We start from the raw sequence: 2,268 nt of genomic DNA on the forward strand, positions 1-2,268 counted from the left end.
GTACCAATCGTCGGCGCGTCGTTGGTGCCGGTGATGGTCACGTCGATCTGCCGAGTGACGATGCCGCCATGYTGATCGTTCACCGTGATAGTGAAGCTCTCGACCCGGATCTGACCAGCGGCCAGGTACTCGACCGCCGCGGCATCCACGGTGTAAGTCCAGGTGATCTGGCCGCCAGTACCGGTCCCCGTGGTGTCGCCGCTCCTGACCGCTGTCAGGCTTCCCAGCACACTGCCGACCGGCGTGCCGGTGGCGCTCACCAAGTGCACATCGCTCAGGTCCAGGTCACTGAAGCCGATAACGCCGCTGTCGCTCAAATTGCCCGCCGGCGCAACCTGCTCGCTCACCGCACCCGCCAGGTCCTGGGCTGTGATCACCGGACCATCGTTGGCGCCGGTGATGGTGATGGTCACTGCGGCCAGTCCCCTACCACCATCGGCGTCCATCACCTCGTAGCTGAAGGTGTCGGTTGCGCTCTCGCCCGCTGCCAAGTATTGAAAATCGGCTGTATGGGGCTGGTACTGGAAATACCAGGTCGACGGATCGCCCATCGCCGGTTGAACGAGCGTCGCCGTCCCGTGGGCCGGCGCCGAGGCCAGCGCCAAGCTCTTGACCAAGTCGGGGACCAGATCGTTCTGCAGCACGTGGACTTGGATCCCCGAGCCGTCTTCGGTCGTCGCGCCCGTATCGCCCAGCGCCTTCACCGCCTCGTTGGCCGGATTCACCTCTACCCCGTCCACGAAGACTCTCAGGACTTCAGTCATCTGGACGGTCAGCGTGGACGACCCGAAGCTGAAAACGAAATCGCTGGCCGAGCCATTGGAAACCTCTCCAGTTCTCGCGTTGGTCACTGCCGCAAGATGGGTCAGATAGGCAGCGATCTGCGTCTGGGTGGAAGCCTCCAGCCACTGGGTCCGCGTGAACTGGAGCTGGAGCGTATCGACACCCGCCCCGCCGGTGTACACGTCGCTGGTGCCCGCTGCGGCGTTTTCGCTGACGTTGTAGATCAGGGTGTCGGCCCCCGATCCTCCGTTGAGCTGGTCACTACCGCTGCCGCCATCGAGCGTGTCGTTTCCCGCGCCGCCATTCAATGAATCGTTCCCGGCTCCGCCGCTGACGCTGTCGTCCCCGTTGCCGCTGTTGATGGTGTCGCTGCCGGCCGTGCCGGTGAGAAGGTCGTTGCCGTTGGAGCCGGTAATGGTGGTCATGTGCTTCCTTGGTGAACGCCGGAAAGCCGGCGCGTTCCGATCTCGACCCTGGATTCCTTTTGTTCGCAAATTAGATCGCGCCGGCAATGCGAGCACATGGAGAGAATGTCCTTCCTTCTCTATCGGTAAGTCCCGGGTTGCCGCTGAAAAGCCTGGTACTTTTGTCCTGCCGATGCATCCGCCTCTGCCGGCATGCCRCGCCAGTGGCAGACCGGGACGAGCGGGAACAGCGTGGGCACGGCCACACTCCATGCGGGACAATAGGAATAAGAACGAACTCGCCGACGCGAGGTCAATGATTGCCATGGCGGCAATCCTCCCAGACGTGCATGCAGCATCGCCACTTCCGCCAGAAAGCGCACTTGGACTGGTTTGATGCCGTAAGCCGGAGGTTCTCTCGGTCCCGATGGGGCTGCGGCGGCCACGGAGTTCTTGATCGCTTCTCGCCGTACCCAGCGGATGTGGGAATCAACGAGCTCTATGAATTGCTCGATGGTCGTGGTCTTCCAGTTCCGGAGATGGAACAACTCCGTCTTCAGCCGTCCGAAGAAGCCTTCGCACGCCGCGCTGTCACGTGAGCAACCTTTGCGAGACATCGAGCGAATGAGCTTCGCATGTGCGATCCGCGAGAGCCAGCTTGGCCAGCGATCGTGGGCGCCACGAACGGAATGGGCGACGGGCTGGTCGTTGGTATCGACCACCGTCTCGATGGCCGCATCTAGCATGTATTGACGAGCTCAGCGCCCGGGTGCGTCCCAATGGACCAACTGATGACCAGGCCCTGCGACGCTGCGGTCCGAACGCGGATGTCCCGATGAAAAAAGCCGCATCAGCGGCGAGTTTCTGGTGCTGGTGTCACGACAGCCTCGGCATCGGCTGGCCGGGACTGCCCGCCCTGCGCCGATCTGGTTGTTCCGACCGGGTCCTGAATTCCGCGGCGGTGCGATGCGGCTCGGTAAACCCCCGGCCGCCTGCATTTCGCACCTCCGCAACAATCCTCTAGCCATATGACCGCCGCCGGCATATCCCTACGTATCCGTCCGCTCCCTTGGCAGTTCGC

At 62.9% G+C, this 2,268-nt stretch carries 1 protein-coding gene and 1 pseudogene; both read right to left on the reverse strand.

Annotation, left to right across the window (positions count from 1 at the left end):
- Positions 1-1,208 (reverse strand): VCBS domain-containing protein (locus AC1DOC_RS30095; RefSeq protein WP_478131164.1); only part of this gene is annotated, 1,208 nt, incomplete at its 3' end.
- Between the two features lie 407 nt (positions 1,209-1,615).
- Positions 1,616-1,989: pseudogene (locus AC1DOC_RS30100) on the reverse strand (IS3 family transposase); the annotation flags it as partial.
- Positions 1,990-2,268 lie beyond the last annotated feature (279 nt).

Source organism: Variovorax sp. 01T439_2 (assembly GCF_056398445.1).